Annotated in this window: 21 protein-coding genes; 11 read left to right on the forward strand and 10 right to left on the reverse strand. The window is 70.1% G+C overall.

What is annotated here, in order from left to right; genetic code table 11:
* Window positions 1-10 precede the first annotated feature (10 nt).
* The 3 genes from VF139_03200 to VF139_03210 are packed head-to-tail and all read left to right on the forward strand — an operon-like array spanning window position 11 to window position 3061.
* Window positions 11-619 carry a response regulator gene (locus tag VF139_03200; GenBank protein HEX6850386.1) on the forward strand — a complete coding sequence of 203 codons (609 nt, stop codon included), beginning with the start codon at window positions 11-13 and terminating at the stop codon, window positions 617-619.
* 58 nt (window positions 620-677) lie between these two features.
* A complete protein-coding gene (locus tag VF139_03205) occupies window positions 678-1109 on the forward strand; it encodes a response regulator (protein ID HEX6850387.1) in 432 nt (143 codons plus the stop codon).
* A complete protein-coding gene (locus tag VF139_03210) occupies window positions 1106-3061 on the forward strand; it encodes a tetratricopeptide repeat protein (GenBank protein HEX6850388.1) in 1956 nt (651 codons plus the stop codon). Before VF139_03205 ends, VF139_03210 begins: the two co-directional genes overlap by 4 nt.
* A 57-nt stretch (window positions 3062-3118) precedes the next feature.
* Here the strand turns inward: VF139_03210 and VF139_03215 are convergent, their stop codons facing one another.
* The 6 genes from VF139_03215 to VF139_03240 all read right to left on the reverse strand — a co-directional run bounded on the left by VF139_03215 (window position 3119) and on the right by VF139_03240 (window position 8111).
* A complete protein-coding gene (locus VF139_03215; GenBank protein HEX6850389.1) occupies window positions 3119-4759 on the reverse strand; it encodes a sodium-dependent transporter in 1641 nt (546 codons plus the stop codon).
* Between the two features lie 81 nt (window positions 4760-4840).
* Complete coding sequence (locus VF139_03220; GenBank protein HEX6850390.1) at window positions 4841-5332, reverse strand: biopolymer transporter ExbD; 492 nt, start codon at window positions 5330-5332, stop codon at window positions 4841-4843.
* Between the two features lie 10 nt (window positions 5333-5342).
* Window positions 5343-5777: an ExbD/TolR family protein gene (locus tag VF139_03225; protein HEX6850391.1), complete on the reverse strand. Its 435-nt coding sequence runs from the start codon at window positions 5775-5777 to the stop codon at window positions 5343-5345.
* Window positions 5764-6447, reverse strand: a complete 684-nt coding sequence (locus VF139_03230) for a MotA/TolQ/ExbB proton channel family protein (GenBank protein ID HEX6850392.1) — start codon at window positions 6445-6447, stop codon at window positions 5764-5766. Before VF139_03230 ends, VF139_03225 begins: the two co-directional genes overlap by 14 nt.
* 59 nt (window positions 6448-6506) lie before the next feature.
* Complete coding sequence (locus tag VF139_03235; protein HEX6850393.1) at window positions 6507-7247, reverse strand: TonB family protein; 741 nt, start codon at window positions 7245-7247, stop codon at window positions 6507-6509.
* Window positions 7248-7259: 12 nt separating this feature from the next.
* Window positions 7260-8111: a hypothetical protein gene (locus tag VF139_03240; protein ID HEX6850394.1), complete on the reverse strand. Its 852-nt coding sequence runs from the start codon at window positions 8109-8111 to the stop codon at window positions 7260-7262.
* A 304-nt stretch (window positions 8112-8415) separates the two neighbouring features.
* Here VF139_03240 and VF139_03245 point away from each other — a divergent pair, with 304 nt between their 5' ends.
* From VF139_03245 to VF139_03265, 5 genes are all read left to right on the forward strand, one after another.
* A complete protein-coding gene (locus VF139_03245; GenBank protein ID HEX6850395.1) occupies window positions 8416-8985 on the forward strand; it encodes a hypothetical protein in 570 nt (189 codons plus the stop codon).
* Window positions 8986-8987: 2 nt separating this feature from the next.
* A complete protein-coding gene (locus VF139_03250; GenBank protein HEX6850396.1) occupies window positions 8988-9593 on the forward strand; it encodes a matrixin family metalloprotease in 606 nt (201 codons plus the stop codon).
* 64 nt (window positions 9594-9657) lie between these two features.
* Complete coding sequence (locus VF139_03255; GenBank protein ID HEX6850397.1) at window positions 9658-11214, forward strand: MFS transporter; 1557 nt, start codon at window positions 9658-9660, stop codon at window positions 11212-11214.
* Window positions 11215-11226: 12 nt separating this feature from the next.
* A complete protein-coding gene (locus tag VF139_03260; GenBank protein HEX6850398.1) occupies window positions 11227-11982 on the forward strand; it encodes an SDR family NAD(P)-dependent oxidoreductase in 756 nt (251 codons plus the stop codon).
* Window positions 11979-12389 (forward strand): TonB family protein, encoded by a 411-nt coding sequence (locus VF139_03265; protein ID HEX6850399.1) that lies wholly within the window; start codon window positions 11979-11981, stop codon window positions 12387-12389. Before VF139_03260 ends, VF139_03265 begins: the two co-directional genes overlap by 4 nt.
* On the opposite strand, the gene VF139_03270 is transcribed toward VF139_03265, so the two are convergent.
* Window positions 12386-13300, reverse strand: a complete 915-nt coding sequence (locus tag VF139_03270; GenBank protein ID HEX6850400.1) for a class I fructose-bisphosphate aldolase — start codon at window positions 13298-13300, stop codon at window positions 12386-12388. The two genes, VF139_03265 and VF139_03270, sit on opposite strands and share 4 nt — an antisense overlap.
* Before the next feature lie 112 nt (window positions 13301-13412).
* Here VF139_03270 and VF139_03275 point away from each other — a divergent pair, with 112 nt between their 5' ends.
* The gene (locus tag VF139_03275; GenBank protein ID HEX6850401.1) at window positions 13413-15164 is read left to right on the forward strand and encodes a PDZ domain-containing protein; all 1752 of its coding nucleotides are present in this window, start codon (window positions 13413-13415) and stop codon (window positions 15162-15164) included.
* Between the two features lie 3 nt (window positions 15165-15167).
* On the forward strand, window positions 15168-17393 hold the full coding sequence (locus VF139_03280) for a heavy metal translocating P-type ATPase (protein ID HEX6850402.1): 2226 nt from the start codon (window positions 15168-15170) through the stop codon (window positions 17391-17393).
* Here VF139_03280 and VF139_03285 read toward each other — a convergent pair.
* Both VF139_03285 and mscL read right to left on the reverse strand, forming a co-directional pair.
* The gene (locus tag VF139_03285) at window positions 17353-17568 is read right to left on the reverse strand and encodes a hypothetical protein (GenBank protein ID HEX6850403.1); all 216 of its coding nucleotides are present in this window, start codon (window positions 17566-17568) and stop codon (window positions 17353-17355) included. The genes VF139_03280 and VF139_03285 overlap by 41 nt on opposite strands.
* 100 nt (window positions 17569-17668) lie before the next feature.
* A complete protein-coding gene (gene mscL / locus VF139_03290) occupies window positions 17669-18031 on the reverse strand; it encodes a large conductance mechanosensitive channel protein MscL (GenBank protein HEX6850404.1) in 363 nt (120 codons plus the stop codon).
* Window positions 18032-18087: 56 nt separating this feature from the next.
* On the opposite strand from mscL, the gene VF139_03295 reads away from it, so the two are divergent.
* Complete coding sequence (locus tag VF139_03295; protein HEX6850405.1) at window positions 18088-18474, forward strand: hypothetical protein; 387 nt, start codon at window positions 18088-18090, stop codon at window positions 18472-18474.
* On the opposite strand, the gene VF139_03300 is transcribed toward VF139_03295, so the two are convergent.
* On the reverse strand, window positions 18471-18881 hold the full coding sequence (locus VF139_03300) for a hypothetical protein (GenBank protein ID HEX6850406.1): 411 nt from the start codon (window positions 18879-18881) through the stop codon (window positions 18471-18473). The genes VF139_03295 and VF139_03300 overlap by 4 nt on opposite strands.
* Window positions 18882-18901 lie beyond the last annotated feature (20 nt).

Below are 18901 nucleotides of genomic sequence, written 5' to 3' on the forward strand. Positions count from 1 at the left end.
ATCCTTCCCCGTGATCCCCGCCACCCCCCTCGTCTTCGTCGTCGACGACGACGCCGCCGTCCGGCGGTCGCTCGCGCGCCTGCTCGACTCCGTCGGGCTGCGATCGGAGACCTTCGGCTCGGCCCAGGAGTTTCTGGCGCGGCAGGACCCCGGAGGTCCCGCCTGCCTCGTCCTGGACGTCCGGATGCCGGGGCTCTCGGGGCTCGACCTCCAAGATCGGCTCGCCTCCCGCGCCGAGGTGCTCCCGATCGTCTTCATGACCGGCCACGGGACGGTCCCGATGTCGGTCCGCGCCATGAAGGCCGGGGCCACGGACTTCCTCCAGAAGCCGTTCGACGACCAGGCCCTCCTCGACGCGGTCCTGGCGGCGCTCGACCGGTCCCGCGCGGCTCGCGAGGCCCGCTCCCGTCGCGAGGAGGTCCTCGCCCGCCTCGCGACGCTGACCCCGCGCGAGCGGGAGGTCTTCGACGGCGTCGTGCGGGGACTGCTCAACAAGCAGATCGCCGCCGAGCTGGGAAGCGCCGAGAAGACGGTGAAGATCCACCGGGGCCGGGTGATGCAGAAGATGCGGGCGGAGTCGGTCGCCGACCTCGTGCGCATGGCGGGACTGCTGGCGTGACGATGTCGAACCTTGGTCCTATTTCGCGCGGGCCCGTCCCCTTCGTACCTTCGGCCCGATGCCCGCAGCGTCCAGGTCCGTCGTGGGGATCGTCGACGACGATCCCGCCGTCCGTCGCGCGCTCGCGCGCCTGGTCGCGTCGATGGGGCACGCCGTGAGGGTGTTCGCGTCGCCGTCGGAGATCCTGTCGGCGGGCGGGACGCGGGGGCTCGACTGCCTCCTGCTCGACGTGCGACTCCCCGGGATGGACGGGTTCTCCCTCTACGCACGGCTCTGCGAGGAGCGTCGCCTCCCGGTGATCTTCGTGACCGCCCACGACGACGCGGCGGCGCGCGCCCGGGCGGCGCAAGCGGGGGCGGTCGCCCTGCTCGCCAAGCCGTTCGACGACGGCCGCCTCCTCGACGCCCTTCTCGAGGCCACCGCCGACGGCCCCTCGGCGCCCCTCGAACGGACGCGTCGCCGTCCTCCCGTCCCTCCGGAGGCCCGTTGATCGGCGCCCTCGCCGCCGTCGTCTTCGCGGCCGCCGCCCAGGGGACCGAAGCGTCGCGCCTCGACGAGTTGCACCGCCTCTCGCACGAGACCCGCACGACGGCGCCCGCGGACGCGATCCGCCACGGCGAGGAGGCCGTCGCCCTCGCCGAGCGGACCGGCGACGACGCCGCGCTCGCCCGCGCCCTGAACGACGTCGGCGCCGGGCACTACTTCCTTTCCGACTACGGGCGGGCCCTGGGGTTCTGGGAGCGCAGCCTCGCGGTCGCCGAGCGCGTCGGCGAGCCGTCCCGGATCGCGGACGCGCTCAACAACCTCGGCATCCTCCACTACGTCTGGGGGGACTGGGAGCGCGCGCTCGAGGCTTACGGCCGCGCCCTCGAGATCCGCCGCCGCACCGGCGACCGGAAGGGGATCGCGGCCGGGTACAACAACCTCGGGAACGTCGCCTACGCGGCGCACCGCTACGAGGAGTCGCTCACCTGGTATGCGGACGCGCTTCCGCTCTACGAGGCGCAGGGCGAGGCGTCGATGCTCGCCAACACGCTCGACAACATGGGGCTGTCCCTGCAGGCGCTCGGGCGCCTGGACGAGGCGAGGCGGCGCCTCCTCGAGGCGCTCGCGATCCAGGAGCGGATCGGGGACGAGCCGGGGATCGCCCTCACCCTGAACAACCTCGGCGACGTGGACGTCGCGGCGGGCCGCCACGACGACGCGGAGCGCGGATACCGACGCGCCCTGGAGATCCGCGAGCGGCTCGGCGACCGGCAGGGAGCGGCGATCGTCCTCCAGAACCTCGGACGGCTGCACTCGCGCCGGGGTCGTCACGAGCCCGCGCTGCGGGACCTCGAGCGGGCCCTCGCGATCGCGCGCGAGCTCGGCGTGCGGGAGATCGAGCGCGACGTGCACCTCGCCCTCTCGGAGACCCACGAGCGGATGGGGCGCAGCGACCTCGCCCTGGCCGACCACAAGCGGTACAAGGCGGTCGCCGACGCCCTGCTCGACGGCACGACCGCGCGGCGCCTGGCGGACTGGAAGGCGCGTTACGACGTCGAGAAGAAGGACCGGGAGATCGAGCTGCTGCGCCGCGACCGGAGGTTCCAGGCCCTCGTCCGGAACGTGACGATCGGCTCGGGCGTGCTCGCGTTCGTCGTCGGCGCGCTGCTGTGGAACCGGTCGCGCCTGAAGTCCCGCGCGCGGCTGGAGCGGACCCGGGCCGAACTGACCCACGTCTCGCGGGTCGCGGTCCTGGGCGAGATGGCCTCCACGCTCGCGCACGAGGTGAACCAGCCTCTCACCGCGATCCTCAGCAACGCCCAGGCCGTCCGCAGGCTCGTCGCGTCCGGGCGCCTCGACCCCGCCGAGCTCGACGAGGCGCTCGCCGACATCGCGGACGGGGCGGAGCGGGCCCGCGAGATCGTCTCGCGCCTGCGCACGATGATGCGGCGCGGCGAGGCGAAGCGCGAGCGCCTGTCGGTCGACGAGGCCTTCCGCTCGATCGAGAAGATCCTCCGCGCCGACGCCCGACAACACGGCGTGAACCTCGAGCTCGAGCTGGGATCCGCCCCGGCCGCCGTGCTCGGCGACACCGTGCAGCTCCAGCAGGTCCTGCTGAACCTCGTGCGCAACGGCGCCGAGGCGACCGCCGGCAGCGACGGCGAGCGGCGGCTGACGGTGACCACGCGCAGGGAGGGGGGGCGCGTCGTCGTCGCGGTCCGGGACCAGGGGCGTGGGGCCGACGACGCGGTGCTCTCCGCGATGTTCGACCCCTTCGTCACGACCAAGCCGGAGGGGCTCGGGATGGGACTGCCGATCTCGTCGGCGATCGTCGAGGCCCACGGAGGGACGCTCACGGCGACGCGCAACGACGACGCCGGGCTCACCTTCCGCTTCGACCTGCCGGCCGCGGTCACCCCTGCGGCGGCTTCTTCAGCACCATCAAGAAGAACTTGACGGTGAAGTAGATCACGATCGTCCAGGTGGCGACGAGCATCACCCACGCGCCGGCCGTCATGCCTTGCCCCCTTCCCCGCGCTTGCGGCGCCACGCCAGCCAGACGAGCCCGCCGATCCCGACGAACAGCGCCGACAGGAGCAGACGCGTGAGGTCCTTGACGAGCTTCGGCGTGGCGTGCCCGGTGTCGGAGAACCACCGCCCGGCGTCTCCGACGTGCAGGAGCTTGCCGACGACGCTGTCCGCGGCGAACGGCCAGCCTTCCCCGGAGGCGAGCGAGGCGAACGCCGCGCTCCAGTCCCCGGCGGGCTTCACGAGCGAGGTCGTGAAGATCACGATGAGGAAGACCGGGGTGACCCACTGGATCACGAAGCGGAAGGCCCGCGGCACCACCATGTCGGCGCCGCGCGTGATCTCTTCCCATCCCTTCTTCATGCCGAAGATGTAGGCGAAGATCACCGCCTCGCCGAGGGCGAAGACGACGAGCGAGAAGGTCCCCGTCCAGTAGTCGAACTCGTCGAACGCGCCGCCGGGGTAGAGCCAGACGCAGAAGAAGCCGAGCGCGAGCGTCGAGGCCCCGAAGGCGAGCGCCGACTTGACCCGCGGGAGCTTGAACTCGTCCTCGAGGAACGCCATCACGGGCTGCCCCATCGCCAGCGACGAGGTGATCCCGGCGAAGAAGAGCAGGCCGAACCACATCGCGCCGGCGAACGGCGCGAACCAGCCCCAGTTGTTGAACAGCGTGGGAAGCGTCAGGAAGCCCAGGCCGAACCCGCTCCCGCCGGCGGTCGCGGACTGCACGGCGGCCAGGCCGAGGTAGGCCGTCGCGATCGGGATCAGGATCGAGCCGCCGAGGATCACCTCGACGAACTCGTTCATCCACCCCGCCGAGGCGCCGTTCAGCGCGATGTCGTCGTTCTCCCGCACGTACGACGCGTAGCACTGGATCGAGCCCATCCCCACCGACAGCGTGAAGAAGATCTGCCCCGCGGCGGCGAGCCACACCGAGGGGTTCCCCAGTCCGTCGAAGTTCGGGGCCCAGACGAAGTTCAGACCCTCGAGCGGGCTCTGCACGACTCCGGGATCGGAGGTGCCGAGGGTGAGCCCGCGCACCGCGAGGACGATCCCGAAGAGGATCAGCAGCGGCATCCCGATCTTGGCCGCCAGCTCGATCCCCTTCGCGAGCCCTTTCGAGAGGATCCAGACGTTCAGCGCGAGGGTGAGCAGGAACCAGAAGAGCGCCTCCATCGGGACGGCGAACAGCGACGTCTCGTGCACGCCGAGGTAGGCCGGGAAGAAGGTCTTCGGGTCGGTGGTCGAGAAGGTCCCGACGACCGAGTGGAAGACGTACGCGAGCGTCCACGACTCGATGTAGCAGTAGTACGCGGCGACCGTCAGGTTCGTGAAGATCCCGAAGACGCCCAGGTACTTCAGCCACCGGTGCTTGCCGAGACGGTCGAGCATGCCGGGTGCGGAGTGGTGGCCGTACTTGCCCCCATGGCGACCGATCGCCCACTCGATCCAGAGGAGCGGGATCCCCATCAGCAGGAACGACACGAGGTACGGAATCAGGAACGCCCCGCCGCCGTTGGCCGCGGCCTGCGCCGGGAAGCGCAGGAAGTTCCCCAGACCCACCGCGTTCCCGGCCATCGCCAGGACGAGCCCGACGCGGCTTCCCCAGCGCTCGGTTTGGCTCACGTCTCCCCCCGGAAACAAGAAGGCCCGAACCGTAACACGGTCCGGGCCTTCCGAAGCCTCGTTGTCGGTGGAACGGTCCGGTCAGCTCTCCATCCGGGCGATCTTCTCGTCGGTGACGATCCCGACCTTCAGGTCCTCACCCACCGCCTTGCGCGCGATGTCGAGGATCTTGACGATCGCCTCGTAGTTGAGCTTCTCCTCGGCCGCCAGGAACAGGATGCGGTCGACGGACTTGCGGTTCTCGAAGGTCTCCTTGAACCGCTTGGCCATGTCGGCCATCGGGACGGGATCCTTGTTGATGAAGATCGTGCAGGTGGACGGCAGGTCCGCGCCGTTCAGGGGCTCGACGATGTTGCAGTTCTGCGTGTTGACCGCGACGATGATCTGCTTGGCATCCGGCGAAGGGGGCGTCTCCTGCGGCGGCGCCTCGCGCGGGATCTTGATCTCGAAGCCCATCTGCGCCATCGGCGCGACGACCATGAAGATCACGAGCAGCACCAGCAGGACGTCGATCAGCGGCGTGACGTTCATGTCGGACTTGAGTCCGCCGGTGTCTCCGACTTGCATGCCCATGGGGATCTCCTTACTGGCCCGCGCGTTTTTCGGCGATGAGCCCGACTTCCTCGAACCCCGCGCCGCGCACCACTTCCATCGCGTGCTTGACGTCGCCGTAGGTCAGGCGACCGTCCGCCTTGATGACGACCGGCGCCTTCTCGTTCCGCTGGAACTCCTCGGTCAGCCGGTTCTTCAGCGTGGTTTCGTCCAGAGGGTTCTTGTCCTTGCCGATGTAGTACTGCTTCGAGAAGGCCAGGGCGACGAGGACCTGCTCTTTGGTCTCGGGCTTCTGCGGCGGGTCCGACGCCTTCGGGAGGACCACCGCGGGGCCCGATTGGAGCATCGGCGTCACCACCATGAAGATGATGAGGAGCACCAGCATCACGTCGACGAGCGGCGTGACGTTGATCTCCGAGTTGGGCTTGCCGGCCTTGACGGCCGACGCGCCCTTACCTTCCAGCATGCGTGGCTTCGTGCTTCTTGAGGAAGAAGTCCACCAGCTCCGCGGAGGAGTTGGACATCTCGATCATGAAGCGCTCGTGGCGGGTGGTGAAGTAGTTGTACGCCATGACCGCGGGAACGGCGACGCCGATGCCCAGGGCCGTCGCGTACAGCGCCTCGGCGATGGCGCCCGAGACGGCGCCGATGTTCCCCGCGCCGGCGGTCGAGATCGTGCCGAACGCCGCGATGATCCCGAGCACCGTGCCGAACAGGCCGATGAACGGGGCGGCGGAGCCGATCGTCGCGAGCCCGGAGAGGCCCTTCTTCATCTCGGCGGCCGTGAGCGCGACGGAGCGGTCGAGGGCGCGCCCGACGGCGGAGACGAGGTCGTGCGTGTTCTTCATGTCCTTCTCGTCGTTCTGGTACTCGAGAAGGCCCGCGATGACGACCTTGGCGATGTGCGAGCTCTTGAACTTGCGCGCCGTGGCGACCGCCTCGTCGAGCTTGTTCTCCTTCAGGCACTTCACGAAGGCCGGCAGGAACTGCAGCGACTCGTTCCGCGCGTTCCGGTACGACTTCCAGCGGTCGAACATGACCGCCAGCGAGTACACGGACAGGATCACCAGCATCACCCACGTGAACTTGCCCACGAAGGATGCGTGCGTGAAGGCCGACCACATAGTGTGTTCCATCGACAGGGCTCCTTCTCTCTCGGAATCTTCTTAGAGGCCGGATCTCGAGGCTTCGAGAATCACCGCAGCTTGAACTGGACGACGATCGTGAAGTAGATCGCCACCGGACGCCCGTTCTGCAGTGCCGGCTTGTATTTCCACTGCTTCACGGCCGCGATCGCCGGCTCGTTGAACATCGGGTTCGAGGACGCGAGGACGACGCACTCGCCGACGTCCCCGTTGGTCTGGATCACCGCCTGGATCGTCACCTTCCCCTCGATGCGCGCGCGACGCGCGACGTCGGGGTAGAGGGGCTCGACCTTCTTGAGGATCGTCGGGAGCACGACGTCGCCCGTCGGGAGGATCGGGACCTCCGCGTCGCCGACGCCGCCGAGGACGCCACCGACCACGCCGCCGACCACGCCGCCGACCACGCCGCCGGGCACGCCGCCCTCGACGCCGCCCTCGACGCCGCCTTCAACGCCCGCGTCGTCCGACCCGGTGTCGGTGATGATCTCCTCGGGAGTCTCCACCGGCTGCACGATCTCGTCGGGGCGCACCGGCTCGATCTTCTCGACCTTGGGGGTGTCCGGCTTCTTGGCGGCCGGCGGAGGAGGAGGGGGCGGAGGGGGAGGCGGAGGGGGCGCGGCGCCGATGAAGGAGATCATGAGGTCCGGGTCCTCGACCGCCTTCACGACGAGGTACGACGCGCCGACGATCCCGCCGATCACGACCACGTGCAAGAGCAGCGCGATCGGGATCGTCCACCACTGCCCCTTGCCGACCCCGCCCTTCCGGCTCTCGATCATCGAGTCGAACATGCTCGGGATCTCCTAGGCCTTGCCCTTGGCCGGGGCCTGCGCCAGGAGCTTCTTGCGAAGCTCCAGGGCCTGGTTGCGGAGCTCTTCGGCCTTCATGATCGCCTCGCCGGCTTCCATGTTCTTGCCGACGTTGGCGAACGCCTTGGCCTGCTCACGATAGAGGAGGTTCTTGTACGTGATCGCGTCGAGGTATTCCTTCTCGATCGCGAGCGCCTTGTCGGCGGCGGCGAGCCCGCGGGCCACCACCTGCTCGCGCTCGTCCTGGGAGACGGTCGCTCCGCCGTGATAGGAGCGCGCCCAGCAGGCGACCGCGATCGAATACCACGCTTCCTTGTTGTCCGGCTCGAGCTGCGCGCGTTTGTCGAGATAGAGCAACCAGTTCTGGACGTCGCCCTTCTTCTGGTACATCCCGGCGAGCTGGCTGATCAGCTCCTTGTTGTCGGGTTTCTTGGCGAGCTCCTGCTCGAGAAACGCGATCGCCTTGTCGGCCTGGCCGGAGGAGTCGAGAAAGGCCAGGTAGTACTTCCTGACCTTGTCGGCCTGGTCCTCGTCCGGAGCCTTGAGCGTCAGGAGCTTCTCGAAGGCGAGAAGGCCCTTGGTCTCGTATTCCTTGTCCTTCGCATGGGTCGAACCGGGCTTGTAGAGCGCGATGTAGGACATCGCGGTCAGGTAGTTGGCCAGCCAGTCGTCGGGCGTGCGCTGCAGGATTCCCTGGTAGATCGGAAGGGCCTCTTCGTAGCGCTGCGCCTTGTAGAGCTCGTTGGCCTTGTTGATGTCGACCCGGTTCTGGAACGTCGTGCATCCGGTGGAGACGGTCACGACGGCGGCAATCGCCGCTCCCCCCACGAACACGCCCAGCCTCATTCGCACTCCTTCGGAGAACGGCATGATCCACGCCGACTCCGGGCTCGCGCCACCCGGGGGCCTTCCCACCGCTGCGCCTGCTCCGCAGCGCGCCCCGCGCGTTCGCGAGCGTGTCCACCCTGGCCTTCTAGACCCTTTTGGAGCCAAGGCAAAGGCGGATGTTAGCCCAATCCCCTTTTTCGAGCCAACCTCCCCGCACGAGGACCGCGGACGGGAGGTCCGGGGCCGCGCCGCCGTTGACCGGACGGGTTTTCAGGGGTATACGCGGCGCATGGCACGTCCGCGTGCCGTGGGGGTAAACCGCATGAAAAGACTCGTCTTGGCGGCAGCCGTGACCACCCTGTCCGGAGTGGCCATGGCCTCGACGGTGATCGGCCTGAGTCTCGAAGACCAGGCCCGGCTTGCGACCCAGGTGGTCGTCGGAGAGGTCCTCACCCTCGAGGGGGTCGACCATCCTGAAAACGGCCTCGAGACCGCGGTCACCGTCCGGGTGATCCGCAGCCTCAAGGGGGACGTTTCCCCGGGAGGGACGGTCACCTTCCACACCCGCTCCGGGGAGCTGGACGGGGAGATCTCGACGGCCGTCGGAGAGGCGGTCTTCCGCCCCGGCCAGAGGACCCTGGTCTTCGTCGAGTCGATCGACGGCCGGCTCTACAACCTCGGCCTCTCGTACGGGGTCTTCGACGTGCGCGAGGACGACCGAGGCCGGATCTCCGTCGTCCGCGCGATTCAGGACGGCCTGGACATCGTCGGCGACGGCCCCGGGGACGGACCGTTCTCCCTCGAGGAGATCGCCGCGCGCGTCGCCTACACCCGCAAGAACCCGCGCTTCGACCACCCGATGGTGCGCGAAGCCTTCGGCGAGGGGAGGTAGCCATGCGCCGCATCCACGTTCTCGTCGCCCTGGCCCTCGGGGCGCTCGTCGCGACCGACGCCGCCGCGTATTGCCTGACCGGGGTCCGCTGGCCGGCCTCGGCCGGGGTCTACTACAACCCCGCCGGCAAGATCACGAGCGGGCAGTGCATCAGCGCCTCCCAGATGGACTCCGCCGTGACCGGCGGCATCACCCCCTGGAGGGCGCTGACGTACGCCGGGACGACCGGCGCCGCGCCCAACAAGCGGGACGGCCGCAACGTCGTCGGCTGGGCGAAGCTCGGCGGCGGGACCCTCGGGATCACGAACTACCTCAGCAACGACCGGACGCGCACGGTCGCCTGCAAGGGCAACCTCTTCGCGAACCTCTACGAGGCGGACGTCCGGATCACGACGTCGTACCGCTGGACGGCCGGGGGAGGCGGCTGCCCCTGCGCGGCGGGGTCGGCGTTCTACGTCGACGGCGTCTCGGAGCACGAGTTCGGCCACGTGGTCGGTCTTTGCCACGTGAACCAACCCTCCTCGCTGATGTACCCCTCGTTCGGCGTCTGCGAGAACAAGAACAAGGGGAGCGACGAGACGGCGGGCGAGTCGGCGCTCTGTTACTGAACCGAGAGGGGGCGGGCACCGTTTCGCTGGCGCGAGACGGTGCCTGTCGCCATCTTCCCCACTCATGACCGACCCCTCCCCCAAAGGCTGGCGTGCGTTCGTCGCCGCCATGCGCTCCTGGCGCACGGCGTCGGTCGCCCTGCAGTCGTTCGCGTCGGGGCTCCCGCTCGGATTGATCCTGATCGCGATCCCCGACTGGATGCGCTCGATCGGGGTCGACATCAAGACCGTCGGCCTCATCACCCTCGCCCAGGCGCCGTGGTCCTTCAAGATCCTCTGGTCCCCGCTGATGGACCGATGGTCGCCCCCCTTCCTGGGGAGACGGCGCGGGTGGATCGCGATCGCCCAGGTCGTGCTCCTGGCCCTGATGCTGGGCCTCGCGGGGGTCGGCGGGCACCCCGACACGCCCTGGGTCGTGGGCGCCTTCGCGCTCGCCATCGCCTTCGCCGGGGCGACGCAGGACATCGCCATCGACGCCTACGCCGTGGACGTCCTCCGCAAGGAGGAGCACGGCGTCGCGGTCGGCGCGCGCACCGCGCTTTATCGCGCGGCGATGATCCTCGCGGGGAACCTCGCGATCTGGGCGGCGGCGTCGATCTCGTGGCCGCTCGTGCTCGTCGGGCTCGCGCTGATGTTCCTGCCGATGCTCCTCGTGGTCGCACGATCTCCGGAGCCGCCGGAGCCGGCGGTGGCGCCGAAGACGATCCGCCAGGCGGTCTGGCTCCCGTTCCTGGGGTTCCTTTCCCGCCACCGCGCCCTCGAGATCCTCGCCTTCGTCGTCTGCTACAAGCTCGCCGACAACCTGGCGGGGGCGCTCGTCAGCCCGTTCCTCATCGACATGGGGTACGGACCGACCGATCGCGGATTCTGGCGCGGGTGGATCTCGACGTTCGGAGTCGTCGGCGGGACGTTTCTCGGCGGCGCCCTCACCCCGGTGCTCGGGATGGGTCGCGCGCTGTGGATCTTCGGATTCCTCCAGATCGCCTCGAACGTCGGATACGTCTTCGTCGCCGACGCCGGACCCGACCGGTGGCTGATGTTCTCCGCGGTGGCCGTCGAGGCCGCCACGACCGGGCTCGGGACCGGCGCCTTCTTCGTGATGCTCCTGCGTCTCACGCAGAAGCGCTTCTCCGCGACCCAGTACGCCCTCTTCTCGAGCCTGTTCGGGATCCCTCGCATCGTGTCGGGGCCGATCTGCGGGTTCCTCGTCGACGCCGTCGGGTGGAAGGCGTTCTTCTGGTTCACGATCGCGATGGGGATCCCGGGGCTCTTGTTCCTCGCGCGGTTCGTCCCCTGGGGGGTGCGCGAGGTCGAGTTCGAGATCGAGCCCCCGAAACGCGAGCCGATTTCCGCCGCGGGACTGCGGCGCCGCGCGTTCTTCGGCGGTGCGGGCGCCCTCGTCGCGGCCGTCCTGATCGTCGCGACCCTCGACGCCCTGAAGGCGATGCGCGGGAAGCCCGAGGCGAGCTTCGACCTCGTCGCCGCGCTCGGCGCCCTCGCCCGGCCGGACGACGTGGGCTCGTGGACGACCGTCGGCGGTATCCTCGTCGTGGGTGCCGCCGGCGCCCTCTTCGCCGCGGCGTACGCCGCCGCGCGGAGCGGCGCGGGCCAGGACGAATAACGGAGCTCACCCTTGGCCTCTTGGCCCGTCGTCGCGATCACCGGCGCCTCGAGCGGAATCGGGCGGTCCCTCGCCGTGAAGCTCGCGGCCCGCGGGTCGGCGGTGGCCCTGCTCGCAAGAAGACCGGACGCCCTCGAGGAGACCGCCGCGCTCGTTGGCGCGGCGGGCGGACGGGCCGCGGTGCTCCCCTGCGACGTGCGCGACCGTGCCGGGACCGCGGCGGCCCTCGCCGCCGCGGCGGCGGAACTCGGCCCGATCGATCTGCTGCTCGCGAACTCGGGGATCGCCGTTCCCGCGAAGGCGACGCGCTACGACGCCGCCGCGATCGCCGACACCTTCGAGACGAACGTGATCGGCGTGACGAACGCCATCGCCGCGGTGCTCCCCTCGATGCTCGAGCGCGGCCGGGGCCACCTCGTCGGCATCTCGAGCATCCTCTCGTTCCGCGCGCTCGCCTCGCACGCGCCGTATTGCGCGAGCAAGGTGGCGGTGAACTACCTCCTCGAGGGGCTGCGCACCCAGGTCGCTCCCCGCGGGATCAAAGTCACGACGGTGTGCCCCGGCTTCGTCGAGACGCCGATGATCGAGCGCAACCGGCACCCCAAGCCCGGGCTCGTCACCGTGGACGACGCGGCGAACCGGATCCTGCGCGGCCTCGATCGAGGAAAACGGGTCGTCGCCTTCCCCGCGCACATCGCCCTTTTCATGCGGATCGTGACGCTGCTTCCGGCGCCGGTGTGGGAGCGGATCGCGCGGAAGGTCGGATGATCGAGTGGCTCCTCGCGGTGGCCCTCGCCGCTCCGAGAGATCCGCTCCCCGACGGCGTCTCCTGCAACACCGCCAGGAACGCGGTCCCGAAGGAGAAGGAGATCGCCGGGGCGCCGGAGTTCGAGCCGCCGCAGATTCTCGAGAGCCCCGGCGCGGTCGCCCCCGCCGGGCGCGAGACGGAGAGCGTGAAGGTCCTCGTGCGCGTCGTCGTGTGCACCGACGGAATCCCGCGCACGCCCACGATCGTGATCAGCGGAACGAAGGAGTTCGACGCGGCCGCCGCGACCGCCGTGCTCCGCTGGCGCTTCGTTCCCGGCAAGCGCCACGGCGTCCCCGCCGCGATGAGCTACACCACGCTCGTGCGGTTCGGGCCGGTGACGGCACCGCAGGAGCCGAGCGGGAGCTAGCTCGCGTAGATCTCCATGATCTTCCCGAGCAGCTTCACGGCTTCGGCCTTCGGGCGCTGGAAGGCGTTCCGTCCCATGATCGAGCCGAAGCCGCCGCCGTCGCGGATCGCCTTCGCCTCCTCGAACAACTTGTCGTCCGAGGTCTTCGCGCCGCCCGAGAAGATCACGATGCGGCGGCCGGCGAACGAGGACTGCACGACGTGCCGCACGCGCTCGGCGAGGGTGCCGATCGGGATCTTCTCCCCCTCGTAGACCTTCTTCGCCGCGGCCTGCTCGAGGTGGGCGGTGGGGAGCTTCACCTTCACGATGTCGGCGCCGAGCTGGCAGGCGATCTGGGCGGCGTACGCGCAGACGTCCATCCCGGTCTCGCCGTCCTTCGACAGCTGCTCGCCGCGCGGGTAGCTCCAGATCACGGCGGCGAGGCCGTGTTCGTGGGCCGTCTCGATGAGCTCGCGCACCTGCTCGTACATGCGGCCGTTGAGCGAGGAGCCGGGGTAGATCGTGTATCCGATCGCGGCGCACCCGAGACGCAGCGCTTCGTGCACGCTCGACGTCTGCACCGAGATCGGGTTCGCCTCCTCGTGCAGCGTCTCGTGGTTGTTCACCTTCAGGATCAGCGGGATCTCGCCGGCGAAGACGCCCGCGCCCGCCTTGAGGAAGCCCAGCGGCGCGGCGTAGGCGTTGCAGCCCGACTCGATCGCGAGCTGGAAGTGGTAGTGCGGGTCGTACCCCGGAGGGTTGGGCGCGAACGAGCGCGCGGGACCGTGCTCGAACCCCTGGTCGACGGGGAGGATCACCATCCGGCCGGTTCCCGCGAGGGTGCCGTGGTTGAGCATCCGGGCCAGGTTCGTGCGGACACCCGGGTTCTCCGCGTCGTAGTTCGAGAGGATCTGGCGGATTCGTTCGTTCATCGCTCGTTCGCTCCGTGATGAGGTCCGATCGCGGCGTAGGATCGCGCATCCGGGCGGAACGGCGCAAGCCGTGGGGGTTGTCGGTATCTTGCTCCCGTTCCGAGGAGGCCTCTTGAAACGCCCTCGCATCGCCTATCGCGTCGCCATGAGCCGGCCGAACAGCCACCTCTTCGAGGTGACGATGACCGTGGAGCGCCCCGGCGGCCCGACGGTCAACCTCGTGATGCCGGCCTGGACGCCGGGGTCGTATCTCATCCGGGAATACGCGCGGCACGTGCAGGAGTTCTCCGCCGAGGCGGACGGCGTCCCCGCGACCTGGCGCAAGGCCGCCAAGGACACCTGGCGCGTGCGTACGGGGCGAGCGCGCAGGCTCGTCGTCCGCTACAAGCTCTACGCGTTCGAGTTGTCGGTCCGGACCAACCACCTCGACGCGTCCCATGGCTTCTTCACCGGGGCGGCGACGTTCCTCTTCGTCCCCGGACGCACCGCCGAGCCGCACGGGCTCACCGTCGAGGCGCCGGACGGCTGGTCGATCTTCACCGGCCTCCGGAAGAGCGGGCGCGCGTTCGTCGCGGAGGACTTCGACGAGCTCGTCGACTGCCCGGTCGAATGCGGCCCGCACCGCGATCTGCCCTTCCGCGTCGACCGGAAGCCGCACCGGATCGCGATCTGGGGGCGAGGGAACGAGGACGAGAAGACGCTCGTCGCCGACGTCCAGGCGATCGTCAAGGCGCAGGCGGAGTTCTTCGGCGGGCTGCCCTACCGCGACTACACCTTCATCGTGCACCTCGCGAACGGCCGCGGCGGGCTCGAGCACCGCAATTCGACCGTGCTCCTGTGCGACCGCTGGACGTTCCGGCCGCAGACGGCGTACGAGCGGTTCCTGGCGCTCGTGTCGCACGAGTTCTTCCACGTCTGGGTCGTGAAACGCCTGCGCCCCGAGACGCTCGGCCCCTTCGATCCCCGCGCCGAGAACTACACGCGGCAGCTGTGGACGATGGAAGGGATCACGACCTACTACGAAAAACGGTTCCTCGTGTCGGCCGACCTCATGTCGGGGCGGAGGTGGATGGAGCTTCTCGCCGACGACGTCGTCGCGCTGCAGTCGCAGCCCGGACGCCGGCTGCAGAGCCTCGAGGAGTCGAGTTTCGACACCTGGATCAAGCTCTACCGCCCCGACGAGAACAGCGTCAACTCGGGGATCTCGTATTACCTCAAGGGCTCGATCGTCGCGTTCCTGCTCGACCTCGAGATCCGGCACCGGACCTCGGGCAAAACCTCGCTCGACGACGTCCTCCGCCATCTCGTGGCGGCGCACCCCGCGTCGCGCCCGGGGTTCGCGGAAACGGACGGGTTCCTCGCCGCGGTCGAGAAGGTGGCGGGGGCGCACGGCGGGGCCTTCCGGCGGTTCTTCGAGCGCTACGTCGCCGGGCGCGACGAGCTCGACCTGGCGCAGGGGCTCGCCTACGCCGGACTCGTCCCGGAATGGGGCTGGAGGCGGCCGGTCGACGGGCGCTCCCCGGCGTGGCTGGGCGCGAGCTTCCGGAAGGAAGGGGAGCGCACGCTCGTCGCGACGAGTCGTTCCGACGGCCCCGCCCACGCCGCGGGGCTCTACCCCGGCGACGAGCTGCTGGCCCTGGACGGCCGTCGGGTGGACGAGACCTCGCTCGCGGCGCGACTGGCGGAGCGCAAGCCCGGCGACGTCGTCACGCTCACCGCGTTCCGCCGCGACGAGCTCGTGGACGTTCCGGTGCGCCTCGCGGCCGCTCCCAAGGACCAGCTCCGCATCGTCCCCTCCCCCCGGCCCGATGCCCTCCAGCGCAAGATCCGTCGCGATCTGGGGCTCGCCGAGCTGCGGGGCTGAGCCGTGCGTCTCGACCTCCCCGTGACCGGCATGCACTGCGCCGGCTGCGTCGTCGCGGTCGAGAAGGCGATCGCCGGCGTCGGGGGGGTCGGGTCGGTCGTCGTCAACCTCGCGACGCAGCGCGCGACGGTCGTTTTCGACCCGGCGATCGCGACGGCCGACGCGATCGCCGACGCCGTCCGCCGCGCGGGGTACGACGCCGTCGTGCCGAAGGACGCCGGCGAGGCCGACGCCGCCGAGGTCCGCGCCCGGGAACGGGAGTGGCGTTCGGTCCGCCGGCGGTTCGCCGTCGCGCTCGTGTTCGGGCTTCCGGTGCTGGTGCTGGGGATGTCGCACGGGGCGCTCGCCGTCCCGGGAGCGCGCTGGATCCAGCTCGCGCTCACCGTGCCGGTGCTCGCCTACGCCGGCGCCGAGTACTACGTGCGGGCCTGGGCGTCGCTGCGCCATCGCGTCGCGGAGATGAGCACGCTCATCGCGATCGGGACCGGCGCGGCGTTCGTGTACTCCCTCGTGGCGACCGTCGCCCCGGATCTCGTGCGCTCCCCGGGGGCGCACCATGCTCCTCCCGTCTACTTCGAGGCGGCCGCCGGAATCGTGCTGCTCGTGCTCGTCGGCAAGCTCCTCGAGACGCGCGCCCGCGCGCGCACGTCGGGGGCGCTGCGCGCGCTCGCCGGCCTGCAGGTGAAGCGCGCGCGCCTCCTGCGCGACGGCGTCGAGACCGAGGTCGCCGTGGAATCGCTGGCGCCCGGCGACGTCGTGCTCGTGAGACCCGGGGAGCCGATCCCCGCCGACGGACGCGTCGAGGAGGGCATGTCCGCCGTCGACGAGTCGATGATCACCGGGGAGAGCATGCCGGCGGACAAGCGGCCGGGGGACGAGGTCGTCGGCGCCACCGTCAACCGCCAGGGTGCGCTCCGGATTCGCGTGACCCGCACCGGCGCCGACACCGTGCTCCAGCAGATCGTTCGCATGGTCGCCGAGGCCCAGGGCTCCCGCGCGCCGATCCAGCGACTCGCCGACCGCGTCAGCGCGGTCTTCGTGCCCGTGGTTCTCGCGATCGCGGCGGTCACCTTCGTCGTCTGGTTCGCCGCCTCGCCGGCGGACGTCCGTCTCTCCCACGCCCTGGTCGCGGCGGTGTCCGTGCTGATCATCGCCTGCCCGTGCGCGATGGGGCTCGCGACCCCGACCGCGATCCTCGTCGCGACCGGGCGAGGCGCCGAAGGGGGCGTCCTGTTCAAGGGGGGCGAGGCGCTCGAGACGGCGGGGCGCATCGACACGATCGTGCTCGACAAGACGGGGACGATCACTTCCGGCGAGCCGGTGCTGCTCGACGTCCTCCCGGCGGCGGACGTCTCCGAAGAGGAACTGCTCAAGGTCGCCGTCGCCGCGGAGGCGATGAGCGAGCACCCGGTGGCGAAGGCGATCGTCGCGGAGGCGGTGAAGCGCAGGCTGGGGTTCCCGTTCCCCGAGTCGTTCGAGGCGATCGCCGGGCGCGGCGTCGTGGCGGTCGTCGGCGGACGGCGGATCCTCGCCGGCACCCCGGAGTTCCTGGCCGGGGACGGCGTCGCGTCGGACGATCTCCGCGACGCCGCTTCGGACCTCGCCGCCCGGGGACGCACCATCGTCGCGCTCGCCTCCGACGGTGCGTACGTGGGGATGCTCGGCATCGCCGACCCGATCCGCCCCGGCTCGGCGGAGGCGATCGCCGCGTTCAAGTCGGCGGGACTCGAGGTCTGGCTGCTCTCGGGAGACCGCCGCGCGGTCGCCGAGGCGGTCGCGAAGCAGGTCGGAATCGAGCACGTCCTCGCGGAGGTCCTCCCCGACGGGAAGGCCGAGGCCGTGAAGCGCCTTCAGGGCGAGGGGCGTGTGGTGGCGATGGTCGGGGACGGGATCAACGACGCCCCCGCGCTCGCCACCGCCGACCTCGGCATCGCGATCGGCACCGGGACGGCGGTCGCGATCGCCGCGTCGGACGTGACCCTCGTCGGCGCCGACCTCCGTGCGGCCGTCGCGGCGATCCGTCTCGCGCGCCGTACCCTCGGGACAATCCGCCAGAATCTCGGCTGGGCCTTCGGCTACAACGTGCTCGGCATCCCGATCGCGGCGGGGGTCCTCTACCCGTGGACCGGGTGGCTCCTCTCCCCCGTCTTCGCGTCGGCGGCGATGGCCCTGTCGAGCGTGTCGGTCGTCATGAACTCGCTGCGGCTGCGAAGCGTCCCGTTACGCTGAGCTCGGCGACGCGGCGGGCGGCATCGAGGCGGCGGCGGCGCGAGGCGGCCGTCGGCGCGGAGGTCGCGGCGCGAACCGCTTCCCGGAGCCCGGACGCGGCGATACGGCGCCCGTTCGCCTCGAGGCGATGGGCGGCCTCGAGCAGCAGCGTTTCGAGCTGGGTGACTTCCTGCATGGCGCGTCCTCCGTTCCTCCGATGCATGCCTCGGAGGAAGGGATACGCGCCCGAGGTGAACGCCCCGTCGCGCCGTCGTGAACTTCCTGCGAACCCGCGATCAGCGCTTGGCGAGCAGGTCCCGGATCTCCCGGAGGAGGACCTCCTGCGGCGGCGGGGGCGCCGGCGCGGCCGGCGGCTCGGGCTTTCTCACGAACCGGTTCATCGGGACCACGATGAGGAAGTAGAGGCCGGCGGCCGTGAGGATGAAGCTCACCAGCGCGTTGAGGAACTTGCCGATCATGATCGGACCCGCCTGGATGGCGGAGAAGTCGGGCTTCCCGAAGATCGCGCCGATGAGCGGGGTGATGAGGTCCCCCACCAGCGAGCTGACGATCGCGCCGAACGCCCCGCCGATGATCACGCCGACCGCGAGATCGATCGCGTTGCCGCGAGAGATGAACTCCTTGAAGCCTTTCAACATGGTCCTTCCTCCTGGGTTCCGTCGGATTGTTTCACACCTTCGGCTATCCTTTCCGCGTGCGCCCGTTCGACGAGGTCTACGCCGAGGCGGTCGATGCGGAAGGGGTCTCCCCCGAGGTCGTGGAGCGCCTGCGCGGGATCTACGAGGGCGTGGTCTGGGGCGCCGGACCGGCCGTCGTGAAGCCGCAGCTGCTCGCGCTGTTGCGTTTCCTGAATTCCGCTCAGGGGCGCACCGACGCGAATTGCCGCGCGATCGACTACTTCTTCTGTCTCGGCGATTGGGACTGGGAGGCGATGCCTCAGGGCTACCAGACGCTCTTCGCCGACATGGGGGGCGGGCTGCACGAGGCGGTCGCGGCCCCGGACATCGCGGAGGCCCTCGACGCCACCCCCGAGTCGCTGCTCGCGCGGGCCGAGGCGTTGACGCCGAAGTCGATGCGTTAGCCCCGGTCCCTCAGCCGGCGGACGAACTTCAGCCCCGACCAGATCTCGTCGACCGCGCAGACCTTCACGTCGACGAGCCCGTTCGCCAGCCCGACCTCCCGGGCGACGTTTTCGTTGACGTCGGTGCGGACCCCGGAGCCCCCCTTCGGCCACGAGACCCACAACGCGCCGTCGTCCCGGAGGGCCCGGGCGAGAACGGGGAATCGTCTCTCGAGCTCCTTCCGGTCGACCGTGAAGAACTGGATGAAGTCGAGGGGCCCCCTCACGCTCGCCACCCGCTGCACCCCCCCGGGGAGCGGGCCCAGGGTGCGGTCGTACCCGTCGGGCGGGTTGAGGATCGCCACCTTGACGTCGGGCTTGATGCCGAGCTTCTCGACGAGCGTTCGCTTCGAATAACCGGCGGGCACGTGGCGGCTCCCCTTGCGCG

It is taken from the genome of Candidatus Polarisedimenticolaceae bacterium, from assembly GCA_036376135.1.
Lineage (GTDB): Bacteria > Acidobacteriota > Polarisedimenticolia > Polarisedimenticolales > DASRJG01 > DASVAW01.